Origin of the sequence: Acinetobacter sp. WA-87 (assembly GCF_039938935.1) — a bacterium.
GTDB lineage: Bacteria > Pseudomonadota > Gammaproteobacteria > Pseudomonadales > Moraxellaceae > Acinetobacter > Acinetobacter seifertii.
Genome location: NZ_JBDUVF010000003.1, coordinates 436,186 through 449,811 on the forward strand (window position 1 = coordinate 436,186; position 13,626 = coordinate 449,811).

Annotated in this window: 13 protein-coding genes; 9 read left to right on the plus strand and 4 right to left on the minus strand. The window is 39.2% G+C overall.

The features are described 5' to 3' along the window. The first annotated feature begins 10 nt into the window (after positions 1–10). From rpsD to ABFY81_RS12285, 4 genes are all read left to right on the plus strand, one after another. The gene (gene rpsD, locus ABFY81_RS12270; RefSeq protein ID WP_002049716.1) at positions 11–637 is read left to right on the plus strand and encodes a 30S ribosomal protein S4; all 627 of its coding nucleotides are present in this window, start codon (positions 11–13) and stop codon (positions 635–637) included. A 17-nt stretch (positions 638–654) separates the two neighbouring features. Next, positions 655–1,662 carry a DNA-directed RNA polymerase subunit alpha gene (gene rpoA, locus ABFY81_RS12275; protein ID WP_004705386.1) on the plus strand — a complete coding sequence of 336 codons (1,008 nt, stop codon included), beginning with the start codon at positions 655–657 and terminating at the stop codon, positions 1,660–1,662. A gap of 18 nt (positions 1,663–1,680) precedes the next feature. Further along, positions 1,681–2,058 carry a 50S ribosomal protein L17 gene (rplQ, locus tag ABFY81_RS12280; RefSeq protein ID WP_002049717.1) on the plus strand — a complete coding sequence of 126 codons (378 nt, stop codon included), beginning with the start codon at positions 1,681–1,683 and terminating at the stop codon, positions 2,056–2,058. A 181-nt stretch (positions 2,059–2,239) separates the two neighbouring features. Then, on the plus strand, positions 2,240–3,730 hold the full coding sequence (locus tag ABFY81_RS12285) for an NAD(P)/FAD-dependent oxidoreductase (RefSeq protein ID WP_004705389.1): 1,491 nt from the start codon (positions 2,240–2,242) through the stop codon (positions 3,728–3,730). A 48-nt stretch (positions 3,731–3,778) separates the two neighbouring features. Here ABFY81_RS12285 and ABFY81_RS12290 read toward each other — a convergent pair whose 3' ends face one another. After that, positions 3,779–4,951 carry an acyl-CoA dehydrogenase family protein gene (locus tag ABFY81_RS12290; protein WP_039253596.1) on the minus strand — a complete coding sequence of 391 codons (1,173 nt, stop codon included), beginning with the start codon at positions 4,949–4,951 and terminating at the stop codon, positions 3,779–3,781. 189 nt (positions 4,952–5,140) lie between these two features. Here ABFY81_RS12290 and ABFY81_RS12295 point away from each other — a divergent pair, with 189 nt between their 5' ends. The 5 genes from ABFY81_RS12295 to ABFY81_RS12315 all read left to right on the plus strand — a co-directional run bounded on the left by ABFY81_RS12295 (position 5,141) and on the right by ABFY81_RS12315 (position 10,680). After that, entirely contained in the window at positions 5,141–5,398 is a 258-nt protein-coding gene (locus ABFY81_RS12295; protein WP_002049719.1) for a succinate dehydrogenase assembly factor 2, read from the plus strand. A 6-nt stretch (positions 5,399–5,404) separates the two neighbouring features. Then, positions 5,405–5,794 (plus strand): hypothetical protein, encoded by a 390-nt coding sequence (locus ABFY81_RS12300; RefSeq protein WP_025469244.1) that lies wholly within the window; start codon positions 5,405–5,407, stop codon positions 5,792–5,794. 768 nt (positions 5,795–6,562) lie between these two features. Next, positions 6,563–7,642 (plus strand): hypothetical protein, encoded by a 1,080-nt coding sequence (locus tag ABFY81_RS12305; RefSeq protein WP_347913865.1) that lies wholly within the window; start codon positions 6,563–6,565, stop codon positions 7,640–7,642. 88 nt (positions 7,643–7,730) lie between these two features. Continuing rightward, positions 7,731–8,297 (plus strand): rhombosortase, encoded by a 567-nt coding sequence (gene rrtA / locus ABFY81_RS12310; protein ID WP_004705397.1) that lies wholly within the window; start codon positions 7,731–7,733, stop codon positions 8,295–8,297. A 187-nt stretch (positions 8,298–8,484) separates the two neighbouring features. Beyond that, entirely contained in the window at positions 8,485–10,680 is a 2,196-nt protein-coding gene (locus ABFY81_RS12315) for a TRAP transporter large permease subunit (protein ID WP_019457776.1), read from the plus strand. Positions 10,681–10,827: 147 nt separating this feature from the next. Here ABFY81_RS12315 and ABFY81_RS12320 read toward each other — a convergent pair whose 3' ends face one another. Genes ABFY81_RS12320 through ABFY81_RS12330 form a run of 3 tightly spaced genes read right to left on the minus strand, consistent with a single transcriptional unit; the run spans position 10,828 to position 13,572 of the window. Next, the gene (locus ABFY81_RS12320; RefSeq protein ID WP_004705403.1) at positions 10,828–11,256 is read right to left on the minus strand and encodes a hypothetical protein; all 429 of its coding nucleotides are present in this window, start codon (positions 11,254–11,256) and stop codon (positions 10,828–10,830) included. Between the two features lie 11 nt (positions 11,257–11,267). Then, complete coding sequence (locus ABFY81_RS12325) at positions 11,268–11,477, minus strand: YheV family putative zinc ribbon protein (RefSeq protein ID WP_002049754.1); 210 nt, start codon at positions 11,475–11,477, stop codon at positions 11,268–11,270. 40 nt (positions 11,478–11,517) lie between these two features. After that, positions 11,518–13,572: a M3 family metallopeptidase gene (locus tag ABFY81_RS12330; RefSeq protein WP_347913866.1), complete on the minus strand. Its 2,055-nt coding sequence runs from the start codon at positions 13,570–13,572 to the stop codon at positions 11,518–11,520. Positions 13,573–13,626: the final 54 nt, after the last annotated feature.

A 13,626-nucleotide genomic window follows, 5' to 3' on the forward strand; every position in this document is an offset into this window, starting at 1 on the left:
AGAAACATTCATGGCTCGTTATATTGGTCCAAAATGCAAACTCTCTCGCCGCGAAGGGACAGACCTGCAACTTAAATCTGGCGTTAAACCATTTGACGTCAAAACTAAAAAAGCTAACAAAGCACCTGGTCAACATGGTCAGGCTCGCGGTGGTAAGCAATCTGAGTATTCACTACAATTACGTGAAAAACAAAAAGTCCGTCGTATTTACGGTGTGTTAGAGCGTCAATTTAGTAACTACTATAAAGAAGCAGCTCGTGTTAAAGGCGCAACTGGTGAGAACTTGTTGAAATTGCTTGAAAGCCGTCTTGATAACGTTGTTTATCGCATGGGTTTTGGTTCTACACGTGCAGAAGCTCGTCAGTTAGTAAGTCACCGTAGCATTACTTTGAATGGTCGTCGTGTAAACATCGCGTCTATTCAAGTTAAAGCGGGTGATGTAATTGCGGTTCACGAAGGTGCTAAACAACAATTGCGTATTAAAAACGCGATTGAATTAGCTGCTCAACGTGGTATTCCAGCTTGGATTGATGTTGATCATTCTAAACTTGAAGGTACGTTTAAAGCTGCACCAGATCGTTCTGATTTACCTGCTGAAATCAACGAAAGCTTGATTGTAGAATTGTATTCTAAATAATCCTTGAGGTAGCAATAATGACGCGTACTGCAAACGAGTTTCTCACTCCGCAAGCGATCAAGGTCGAAGCGGTAAGCGGGACCTCGGCAAAAGTGATTCTAGAACCTTTAGAGCGTGGTTTTGGCCACACTCTAGGTAATGCTTTACGTCGCATTCTATTGTCTTCTTTACCTGGCGCTGCTGTGGTTGAAGTAGAGATAGAAGGTGTCGAGCACGAGTACAGTACTTTAGAAGGCTTGCAGCAGGACATCGTCGAGCTCTTGCTGAACCTAAAAGGATTGTCTATTAAGCTGTTCGATCAAAATGAAGCTTATTTAACATTAGAGAAACAAGGTCCTGGCGATATTACTGCTGCTGACCTTCGTTTACCTCATAATGTTGAAGTGGTTAACCCAGATCATTTAATTGGTACTTTGAGTGCTTCAGGTTCATTAAAAATGCGCTTGAAAGTTTCTCAAGGTCGTGGTTATGAAACATCTGATTCTCGTTTCCCTGAAGGTGAAACACGTCCAGTAGGTCGTTTGCAATTAGATGCTTCTTATAGTCCGATTAAACGTGTTTCTTACACCGTTGAAAATGCGCGTGTTGAACAACGTACCGATTTAGATAAACTGGTAATCGACCTTGAAACAAATGGAACGGTTGATCCGGAAGAAGCAATCCGCAAAGCGGCAACAATCTTGCAACAACAAATTGCAATTTTTGTTGATCTTCAGAAAGATCAAACTCCAGTTGCTCAAGAACCTCGTGAAGAAGTTGACCCAATCTTGCTTCGCCCAGTAGATGATCTAGAGCTTACTGTTCGTTCTGCTAACTGTTTGAAAGCAGAAAATATTTACTACATTGGTGATCTCGTTCAACGTACTGAAGTTGAGTTATTAAAAACTCCTAACCTTGGTAAAAAATCGTTAACAGAGATCAAAGATGTTTTGGCATCGAAAGGCTTACAACTCGGTATGCGTCTTGAAAACTGGCCACCAGCTAGTCTTCGTATGGACGACCGTTTTGCCTATCGTAGCCGTTAATTAAGTAGGACTATCACCATGCGTCATCGTAATAGTGGTGTGAAATTAGGCCGTACAAGCAGCCATCGTAAAGCGATGTTCCAAAACTTGGCTAATTCTTTATTTGAACACGAGTTGATCAAAACAACTGTTCCTAAAGCTAAAGAATTACGTCGTGTTGCTGAGCCTTTAATCACTCTAGCAAAAAACGATACTGTAGCAAATCGTCGTTTAGCATTTGCTCGTACTCGTAATGCTGCAACTGTAGGTAAATTATTTACCGTACTCGGCCCTCGTTACAAAGAACGTAACGGCGGTTATCTACGTGTTCTTAAAGCGGGCTTCCGTGCTGGTGATGCAGCACCGATGGCTTACGTTGAGCTTGTAGATCGTGAAGTGAATACTTCAGCTGAATAATTGATATTATTCGAAAAAGGCCGGCTTTATGCCGGTCTTTTTTATTTTTTAAAAGCTATAAAAATAAAAAATTGTCCCCAAGTGACATAAAAAAACGGATAAACGGTCAAACTTGACATTGTGTATTGTCAAAATTGTGCTTTAATAAAGTCATATTCTCAACAATGGGTATAAAAATAAAATGGAAAAGCAAGTTGATATTCTAATCATTGGTGCCGGCATTTCAGGAATCGGAGTTGCTGCCCATCTATCTAAAAACTCTCCGCAGCGCCAATTTGAAATTTTAGAGCGTCGTGAATCTTTTGGGGGGACTTGGGATCTTTTCCGTTATCCTGGTATTCGTTCAGATTCAGATATGTCTACATTTGGTTTTAACTTTAAACCATGGTGTAAAGCAAATGTACTGGCTGATGGTGCTTCAATTAAAGGTTATTTAGGTGAAGTAATTGATGAGTTCAAATTAAAAGAAAAGATTCACTTTGGTCATCGTGTGCTTTCTGCAAATTATGATTCTACTTCAAAGAAATGGCATGTTGTTGTCGAGGATAGCAATAAAAAGCAACAGACTTGGGTAGCTAACTTTGTTGTAGGTTGTACTGGTTATTATAATTATGACCAAGGTTATGCTCCGACTTTCCCTAATCAAGATGCTTTTAAAGGTCAACTCATTCATCCGCAGCATTGGCCTGAAAACTTAGACTATACAGGTAAAAAAGTAGTAATTATTGGTAGTGGAGCTACTGCAATTACTCTAGTTCCTGCAATGTCGAAAGGTGGGGCAGGTCACGTGACAATGTTACAGCGTTCACCAACTTATATTGCAACAGTTCCTTCTATTGACTTCATTTATGAAAAAACTCGTAGATTTATGTCTGAAGAAACAGCTTACAAATTTACGCGTGCACGTAATATTGGTATGCAGCGCGCAATTTATGCATTGTCACAAAAGCATCCTAAAACAGTTCGTCGTTTACTCTTAAAAGCAATTGAAATGCAGCTTAAGGGTAAAGTGGATATGAAACATTTTACGCCTTCTTATAATCCTTGGGATCAGCGTCTTTGTGTAGTCCCTGATGGTGATCTATTTAAGATTCTTCGTGAAGGTAAGGCAAGTGTTGAAACTGATCAGATCGAGAAATTTACAGAGACGGGTATTCAATTAAAGTCAGGCAAACATCTTGATGCCGACATCATAGTGTCTGCAACTGGTTTACAAGTCCAAATTATGGGTGGTGTTCAAGCTAAAGTTGATGGTAAGCCAATCAACTCATCAGAGCATATGCTTTACAATGGTATTATGCTAAGTGATATTCCAAACATGGCAATGATTATTGGCTATGTGAATGCATCTTGGACATTAAAAGTTGATATTGCAGCTGATTATATTTCCCGTCTATTAAACTATATGGACAAGAATAACTATGATGAGGTTATTCCAGCGGGTAATAAAAACGAAATGGAAGAAGATACTGTAATGGGTAAATTGTCTTCTGGTTATATTAGTCGTGCAGCTCATGAGCTTCCAAAACAAGGTAAGCATGCTCCATGGCAAGTAACCAATAATTATCTTGAAGATAGAAAGTCATTACAAAATGCTAAATTTGATGATGGTATTCTTCATTTTCACAAACATTCAGATGTAAATACACGTAAGCCAAAGCTAGTGTCTTAAGATTTGAAATAAAAAAGGAGGCAAATAGCCTCCTTTTTATGCTTGGTATTAAAGTGTCCTAGAGATTAATTCTTTCATAATTTCGTTTGTACCTGCATAAATGCGGTTTGCTCGGTGGTCAATATAAGCACGAGCAATTGGGTATTCCAGCATGTAACCATAACCACCATGTAATTGAAGACATTCATCGACTATTTTCGAGAACATATCCGAAATTTTATATTTAGCAGCTGCGGCAGCTTCAACACTCAACTTTTCTTCAAGTTGTAATTCCATACAACGATCTAAATAGGTACGGCAGAAATCAATTTCAGTACGTAGTTCTGCGAGTTTGAAACGTGTATTTTGGAAAGCACTAATTGGCTTGCCAAATGCTTTACGATCTTTTGTATATTGAACAGTATGTGCAAACGCTGCTTCTGCACCAGCTTGGCAGATAATTGCAACCAACATACGCTCCCAGGCTAATTCTTTCATGAGCATAATAAAGCCCATGCCTTCCATGCCTAAAAGATTTTCTTTAGGAACACGAACGTTATCAAAGAAGAGTTCACATGTATCTTGACCTTTCATGCCAATTTTATTGAGTGGTTTACCCTTAGTAAAACCAGCACGGTCAGCTTCAACAATAATAAGTGATAAATTGGCAGAGCCTTTATCACTGTTGCCTGTTTTACATACCACGATGGCCATGTCGCACAAATAGCCATTGGTAATAAATATTTTTGAACCATTGATGACATATTCATCGCCATCAAGAACGGCTGTTGTTCGAACAGCTTGTAAATCTGAGCCTGTTCCTGGTTCTGTCATGGCAATTGCGGTCACTGTTTCACCAGTTGCCATTTTCGGAAGCCATTTTTGCTTTTGTTCTTCGTTTCCAAAGTTATTGATATAGTTGGCGACAATATCAGAATGTAATGAGAAACCTGTACTTGAGTCCATTGCGTATGCTTGTTCTTCGATAAGAATCATACTGTATAGGCGGTCCACACCTGAGCCACCGTATTGTTCTGGCATAGTGGTGCACAGTAAACCTAATGCACCAGCTTTATTCCAAAGATCTCGGTCCACATATTGTTGTTTTTCATATTTCTCAGTATTTGGTACAACTTCCTTCTCATAGAATTTACGTACCGTTTCACGAAAAGCTTCATGTTCTTCGTTAAATAGATGGCGAGGTAACATATTTGGAATGGGACGAATAGCACCAGATTGCATTGTATTTCTTCCTTGGTTTGGGCTTGATGTTATGAGTCTAAACATAAGGCAAGCTCATTAGGTCTAACAATGTGATGAATGCTCATTTATAGCTATGAAGTGATAAGTTTGGTCAATTTGAGATTTTTAGCGAACTTTCTTATGTGATCAGGTAAACTAGGCGCACTATCAACGCAGATGGGGAAATAAATGTCTGAAGAAATGACCTTGGAAGAACGTAAAGTAGTTTATCGCGCACGCCGCGGTTTAAAGGAAATTGATGTCTATTTTGACCCGTATGTGAAAAATTATTATTTAAAGGCAGATCCAGCAGAAAAAGCATTGTTTGCTGAATTAGTAGAGCAGGAAGATCCTGATTTACTTGACTGGTTTATGGAAGTATCTGAACCGCCGCGTACAGAATTACGTGATTTTATTCATAAATTAAAGCATTATGTTCATGGCTGATTAGTTTTGATCAACCAATTGAATTTTAAACTGAAATATAGCCGTTTCTCGATTATATTTCAGTTTTTTATTGGCCTATGTTTAGCAGCTCTGTTTTATCAGCTGATACCAATACTCTGGTGGTTAGTTACGGTCTGTTTATTATTTATAAGTTTTATTTTCTTTTTAAAGCGACCACAGCTCGTTCAAATTGCTTATTTAGATCAGAAATTATGGTCACTTAGCTTTCATTCAGAACAAACCATTTCTCGTGTAGAAATTTTAAAAATAATTGATTATCAGATTTTCATAGTGGTCTATTTTAAGGGTGATAAAACATTAACTTCTGTTATTTGGTTTGATCAAATGTCCTTATCTCAATGGAAACAGCTTAAGACTTTAGAAAAATTCTATTAATTGTTAGACAATTCTACATTTGTATATTTATTTAAAAATATTAAAAATCAATTAATTAAGATTTATTTCTATTTGGAAAATATAAATTGTCTAGTTAAAATACAGAAAAAATAGCAAGAAAGCTAATTGTCCGACAATTTCTCAATATGGTTATTATTCTATCGGTTAAAGTACAAACACCAACGTAAAGTGTGTCGGAGGTCTCAAATGGAGATGCCAACATGGTCGTTCTTGGTCATTGCCATCATTCTGGCAGTGGTGATAGGAAGAGCAGGAACTTTACTCAGGGAACATCTTAATAAAGCTAATCTTAGCAAAGTTAAGAGACAGAGGATGCAAAGGTCGTCGGTCAGTCAATAGTTTAATTGATTAATCGATTCATTTCATCAAGTGTCCGGTTTTTACTGGGTGCGAATGTAGTAAGGAGGTCTCTCATGGAGATTTCAATGTGGATGTTTCTGTTAATTGCAGTTGTTATGGCTGTAGTAGTAGGAAGAGCAGGAACTTTACTCAAGGATTATATAGAACAACAATAATATAAGCCGTTAAAAGCTTATCCCAGTTAATAAGTAGCATGTGCTGAACCGTCGCAATGCTACTTTTTTTTGCCTAAAATTTTTGTTTCCCTGAAAAACTGTCAATTTTATCTGCTGTGAAGTGTGTCAAAGTATAAGCGCTACAATTAGAGTAATTACTCTTTTATTCAAGATATGCATCTGCTAATGTACATCTGAAAAGGAAAAAACAAATTACATCGAGGACAGGAAGATGTCTAAAGTCCAAAAAATAAGCCAAGGTTTGGCGATGAGTTTTCTTGCAGCTTCAGTTTTATCAGGTTGTTCATACGTCGTGAAAAGCGGAGCAAATGTTGCTTTAGGTTTTACGGAAAAACACGTTGTTCCACCTATTTTGGCAATGCAAGATGCTGAAATGGTTTGTAATACTGGTAGTGCCTTAACTCCTGCAATCATGTCGACTAAAGGGATGGGTGCAGATCCTACTCGTGTTGCTGTCTTAATGTATGCTGCTTCAGGTGTATGTGCGGAAAACCAAGCATTAGAGCAGGAGTTACGTTATTTGCGCGCTTCAAAAGCAGGACAAGTAACAGAAGCTCAAGATGCACGTATTGCGCAGAAGCGTTGGGCTGCAATTGCTGCAGAGCGGCAATATACGGGCTATAAATTATTCGCTGATCGTTGGGAATCTAAATATAAGTACCATTTAGGTGACTCTTGTCCAACTATGCGTAGTGACACCGATCAGACTGTATATCTACTTGGAATGATCAGTGGCCTTCAAGCAGTAACAAATGACATTAACTCAGGTGGTTCTGTCAATGTTCCGAAAGATATTGCTGCTATCGTAGAACGTGGCATGGTTTGTCTTGATAACCAAAAGTTCTGGGGAGCACCAAATGCAACACGTGCGGTGATCTGGACTTTATTACCAGGAGCTAATGAAGGTAAGCCAGACCCGTATGAGACTTTAAAACAGTCAGTGCAAATCGGTGAACAAAAGGGTGTTCGTTTGTCTCACGCACTCTATGCTGTAGCTGCACAAGCAAGTGGTGATGATGCCAAAATCCGTGATGCATTAAAAACTTATGCAGCATCTCAAGCAGATGATAAACCAGTTAATCCGAACTTTAAGTTAATCGATAGTATGGCTGGTTTAATTGTTCGTGGTATTTCTGACCGCTATTGGACTGAGCATACGGGCGTTCGTACAGGTGATGGTGGTATGTCTCATTTCTGGGATGAGAAAAACGAGGGTTCAGCAGAACTGGATGAGTTATTTGACGGTGGGGCTGCATCAGAAGTTCCAGCAGACTCAGCAACTGCACAGTAAAAAGATCTGAAGAAACTAACTCCTTGCTTGCGTTGCTACTTATTTTTCGTATTAATCGCAAGGAGTCTAGTTTTAAAAGGAGTGTGCTATGAAGGATCATGTACTCAATAAAAAAGTGCTTTTGGTCGCAGGGTGCATTTCTGTTTCTGCATGTCTACAAGTATTTCCAGATTATTTTATTTATTGGCGTGAAAGCTTACTTGGTGAGTTTTGGCGTTTGTGGACAGCGCATTGGGTACATGTGGGGTGGATTCACTTCCTTTTAAATATGATGGCATTTGCTTGTTTGCCCTTCATATTTCCACATACCAAAGTGTGGCACATCTTAATTCTTCTTTTTCTTCTACCACCATTTATTAGCTTGGTGTTCTATTTTTATTTGCCTTATATCGATGCATATGCCGGTCTATCTGGAGTACTTCACGGGTTGTATACAGCCGTTGCTCTAGTTTATTTGCAATATCGCAAAGAACGGAATTTTGCATTGTTAGTTTTAGGACTAATTATTGCCAAACTGGTTTGGGAAAACACCTTTGGACAAACGGGCACTGCACAATTAATTGGTAGTCCTGTTTTAACCGAAGCTCATTTGTATGGTGCGATAGGCGGTGCGATCTTTGGGGGATGCTATTGGCTTATACAGAGATTCAAGTAGGAAGATTGACAATACAAACTGTTAAAAAAGAGATTTTAGTCATTCTTTATTGATAAAGTTTGATGCAAATTTGATCGTTGAATAAAGGGATTGGTAGAAAGGGGATGGACGATACCCCTGACCAAGGAAATTGCATGACTCAGAGCCTTTGTTATGAGGGATTTGAGAGAACAAAATTGGAATATTTATGCAAGAATATCAAGAAAAAAGATCTGGATTAGGTCTGCTGGGTTATATATGGAACGAATGGATCTCAACATTCGTAATCCTCATTTTGCTATTAATGACGCTGATAATTGGTACCGGGGAAATGATCCACGGGCAATTATTACGTATCGGGGAGCGCCTTTATGGTGACCCTGCGATAGGCATGCAATATTCATTTTTGCGTGCTGAGCCTGAAAAACCATCTTGTGATCGAAATCCAAATATTGATGCTCAAGTAAAAGAGCAAATGAAAGCGAATGCATCTGATGATTTCGCGAGCTTCTTTGGTGCTGCCTCAGAAAGTGATGTCCGTGCATCCTTACAAGCCGCACAGCAGCAATGTGAAGATAAATATAAGGCCTACGATAAAACTATTAAATATATTGAGGCAAATCCGGGAGTACGTACATACCGTACGATTGAAACGGGTTTCTTCGGGATATTTAAATTTGGTACAGAGAACCGCGCCATTTTACTAGTCTTTATGGTTTTAATTTCTGCAATTACTGCATCATTGAAATATCACCATATTGGCTTACGTAATCCAGCAACAAAAATTGATTACAAAGTGTATTCTCTCTTTATGTTGCTTGGTAATGCACTACTAAGTTTTTCTGTGATTAGTCAGTATCGTTCTGTCATTAATTCTGGGGTAACACCTACTTATGAAACAGTAACGATTTACTGGATCTGGATGATTCTGTTTGTTGTTCTGAGCTTAATTAGTCTGTATCAATTATTTGTTTCACCTCCGCCAAAACGTGAAGGCGGTAACATAGGCTTAGCCTTACTCTCTGTGCCTTTATATGCTTATATGGCACTAATTACAGGTATTGTCTTCACATTCTTTATGGACTATCCAATGGGGCAAGGGATTTACCTTGGTTTGTTGGTTGAGTTCTCAGGTATTTTCTTAAATCTTGCCTTATTTATTTGGGCAGGTATGTTGCTTACACAAACACGTGTTATGGACTTGTTCTTAAATGTACTTCGTCCATGGAACTTAGCACCAGAAACCTTAACTTGGTTAATTCTGATTGCTGCTGCTGTACCAACAGCTTATACAGGTGCATCAGGGATTTTCGTTATTGCGGCCGGTGCGATTATTTATAAGGAAGTTTGGAATGCAGGTGCTCGCCGTCAGTATGCACTTGCTGTATCTGCAATGTCAGGTTCATTAGGTGTTGTGGTACGTCCATGTCTATTGGTCGTTTTAATTGCCATGCTAGACAGTCGCCATGTTACATCTGATGAATTATTTGGACATGGTATTTACGTATTCTGGTTAACTGCATTTATTTTCTTAGGTGTATCTCTTTTCTTGGCAGAAGAAAAGTTCCGTGTGAACTCACCGAAAGTAGCACTTCCAGGCATGGCACGAGCTTTCGTACCCGTTATTCCATACATCTTAATTACAGTAGTTGTTCTTGCATTTTATAAATATGCATTAGATACCGGAATGAACGAATTTACTGCACCAGTAATTCTGCCACTCGTGCTGATTGCGATGATCTTGTACGATAAATTGGTGATGCCTAAAGAGACACCAGCTTTAAATATTCATGAAGCAATTGTTCGTGAACATGAGAAAAAATCTCCGTTCTTACAATCACACGATCCGCATAGTTCGCAGTTCCGTCTTGGTTTTGGTGGTGCATTGCGTTTTGCGACATCAGAAACCGTTGGGCATATCGGTGCCTTAATTATTTTGATGGCATTGTCTGCAAGTGTAGGTGGTTTAATTGAGCGCTCTGAAGTGGTTGAGTTATTACCAACTCATTTAGGCAGTATCTATATATCACTGGCATGTATTGCATTGTTACTTGCTATTATCGGTATGTGTACAGATCCATTTGGTGCTGTAATTTTAGTAGCAGCAACGATTGCTCCTGTAGCTTACGAAAATGGTATTCATCCAATTCATTTCTGGATGATTGTATTGGTTGCATTCGAATTTGGTTATGTAACACCACCAGTTGCCTTAAACCATCTATTAACACGGTTATCCGTTGGGGATGATGAGGTCAATGCTGCGGATGTGGAAGCGAAAGAGAAATACACAAGTTTCTATTATCGATATGAACGCTGGTTATTACCAATTATTGTCTTGTTCTCATCGTTGGTATTGGTAACTTATGCTCCATTAGTACTGAAACTTTTTGGTTGGTACAAATAGTTTTAAATGTATAACCTACTAAAAACACTCTCTTTAAGGGGGTGTTTTTTTATGGTGAGTTTTTAAATAAGCCAGTTTCTAATTAATAAAAAAAGCTAGTTCAAGGTGAACTAGCTTTTTTACGTTATCTTTAGATTTAGGCAAAAGCTATTGTTGTTTAACCTGAGCTTCGAGCAGTTTTACTTGCTCTTCTTTTAGCTTAATAAGTTGATCTGCATCAGCATGTTGAGCTTTTAAAGTCGCTTCCTGATCTTGTAATTGATGGTTGATATCATTGAGCTTAGAAACTTCTTCTTTTGCTAAAGATTCTTGAGCTGGAACAGGCTGTTTGAGCACATCTTCATTCACAAGCTGCTGAGAACTAGCAGTTTGCGGTTGAGCTACAGGTACGGAACTTGCTGGTGCTGTAGGTTTTTCAGGAGCTGGTGTCGATACAGGATGAGGATCGACTATCGGTGCTGGCGATTCAGTTTTTTTAAAAAACCATTGTGCTGCGAAAAAAAGCACTGCCAGAATGCTTAAGCCCCCAATTAAAATCCACAAGAGTTTTGAGTTTTGTTTTCTTTGTAGTGGCATCTCTAAGACCTTTAGTCAGAACGACGAGGCTTGAACTGTATTACTCCAACTTCATCAGGTATAGCAGGTGTTTCCGGTTCATCAACATGAGTCGGACGATTTTCGCTATAACCGCATTCGATACATTCAATCCATTCGTCTTCAGCGGTGGTTAGCATGACAATCCGATCTATGGCTTCACATTTTGGACATTTAGCCCCAGCAATGAAACGTTTTTTCATCTTTATCACCCTAACCACACGATCAATTTAGGCCCATAGTTTAAGCGGTTTTGTTGTCGTTCGTCCAACCTTGATGACGTAACAATGCATCAATTTTTGGTTCACGACCACGGAAATTGACAAATGCTTCAAGAGCAGTATCTTTCCCACCTACAGCTAAAATTGCTTGACGGAATTCTTTACCTGTTTGAGTGTTGAAAATACCTTCATGTTCAAAGCGGTCAAATGCATCACTTGCTAAAACTTCTGCCCACTTGTAAGAGTAGTAACCCGCCGCATACCCGCCTGCAAAAATATGGCTAAAGCTATGTTGGAAACGGTTGTAATCAACAGTTGGTACTACTGCATATTGTTGGCGTATGTCATTTAATGTCTGCTGAATTTGCTCGCTATTCAACGCAGGAGTCTTGGTGTGAATAGTTAAATCAAACAGTGCAAATTCAAGTTGACGTAAAGTTTGCATACCAGATTGGAAGAAACGCGCATTTAATAAAGCATCAAGTAATTCTTGAGGTAAGGTCTGTTTGCTCTCAATGTGCTCACTTAAAACATCAAGACTTTCTTTATCCCATGACCAGAATTCCATAAACTGACTTGGTAACTCGACTGCATCCCAAGCAACACCGTGAGTACCTGCAACCGAGATATTATCTACTTCAGTTAGCATATGGTGTAAGCCATGTCCAAACTCGTGGAACAAGGTAATAACTTCATCATGAGTTAGTAAGGCTGGCTGATTACCTACAGGTGGGGTGAAATTACACACCATATAGCAAATTGGTTTTTGTAAACCATGAACAGTTTGCATACGTGAGCGGAAGCCGCTCATCCATGCGCCGCCGCGTTTACCAGTACGTGCATATAAATCAAAGAAGAACCCGCCAACCACTTGGCCTTGGTCTTCTAACTCAAAATAACGAGCATCTGGATGCCAAACAGGAGCTTCACGTTCAACGATGTTAATGCCGTATAGGCGCTGTACAATCTGGAATAAGCCCTGAATGACTTTCGGAGCAGGGAAGTAAGGTTTTAATGCTTCTTGAGATAAGTTGAACTGTTGCTGTTTAAGCTTTTCAGAATAGTAAGTCGTATCCCAAGGTTTGAGCTCGTCAATTCCATCTTGTTTGGCAATTGCTTGTAGCTCAGCAACCTCATGAAGAGCAGGTGTACGTGCATGCTCAGCTAAGTCGGCTAAAAAGTCGTGAACTGTTTTGACATCAGGAGCCATTTTGCTAGCAAGAGAATATTCAGCGTAGTTATTGAAACCAAGTAGTTTTGCCATTTCTTGGCGGAGGCTCAAGATTTCTTCCATAATTTTGCTGTTATCAAATTCAGTTTGTTCAGACTGATCTGATGCACGAGTGACATAAGCTTTATATAGTTCTTCGCGTAATGCGCGATCATCTGCATAGGTCATGATTGCAAAATAAGCTGGAAAATCTAAAGTCGCTACTGCTTGGTCAAGGTCGCGCTGTTTGCCATACTGCTTTAATAATTCAATATTACTTTCTGGAAGACCTTTTAACTGATCTTCTGTAAGCGGTTTAAAATAGGCTTGTGTCGCATCAAGTACGTGGTTGGAGAAGTCAGAAGAAAGCTGCGAAAGACGTGCAGAAATTTCTGCATAGCGTTTTTTCTTTTCACCTTCTAGAGCAACGCCAGAAAGCTTGAAATCACGTAATGCGAGGCGGATGGCACTTTGTTGCGCAGCGCTAAGTGTTGTATAGCTCTGACCATCAAGAATATGTTGGTAAGTCTGATATAGCGCCGTATGTTGACCTAGTTGAGTGTAATATTCACTTAAAGCGGGTAAGAGCGACTGATAGACTTCTCTGGTTTCAGCATTACTCATCACTGCATTTAAATGTGACAACACTCCCCATGATTCACTAAGGTTATTTTCAAGTGCATCAATTTGTTCAAGCACGGCAAGTTGCTGATCTGTCTCGGATGGTGCAGCCGTAAGGGTATTTAAGAACTCTTGCCCTGCTTGAATTGCTTGTTGAATGTCTTGTTTTAAATTATCTAATGTAATTTGGTCAAAGCGGGGAGTAGGTAGAGTTGCTTGCTGTAAAGTCATTGCTAATAGCCACATTATTTTTTAAACATAGTATTAGATGTAGGTATTGTTAGGCAGGAAATCAAGCTT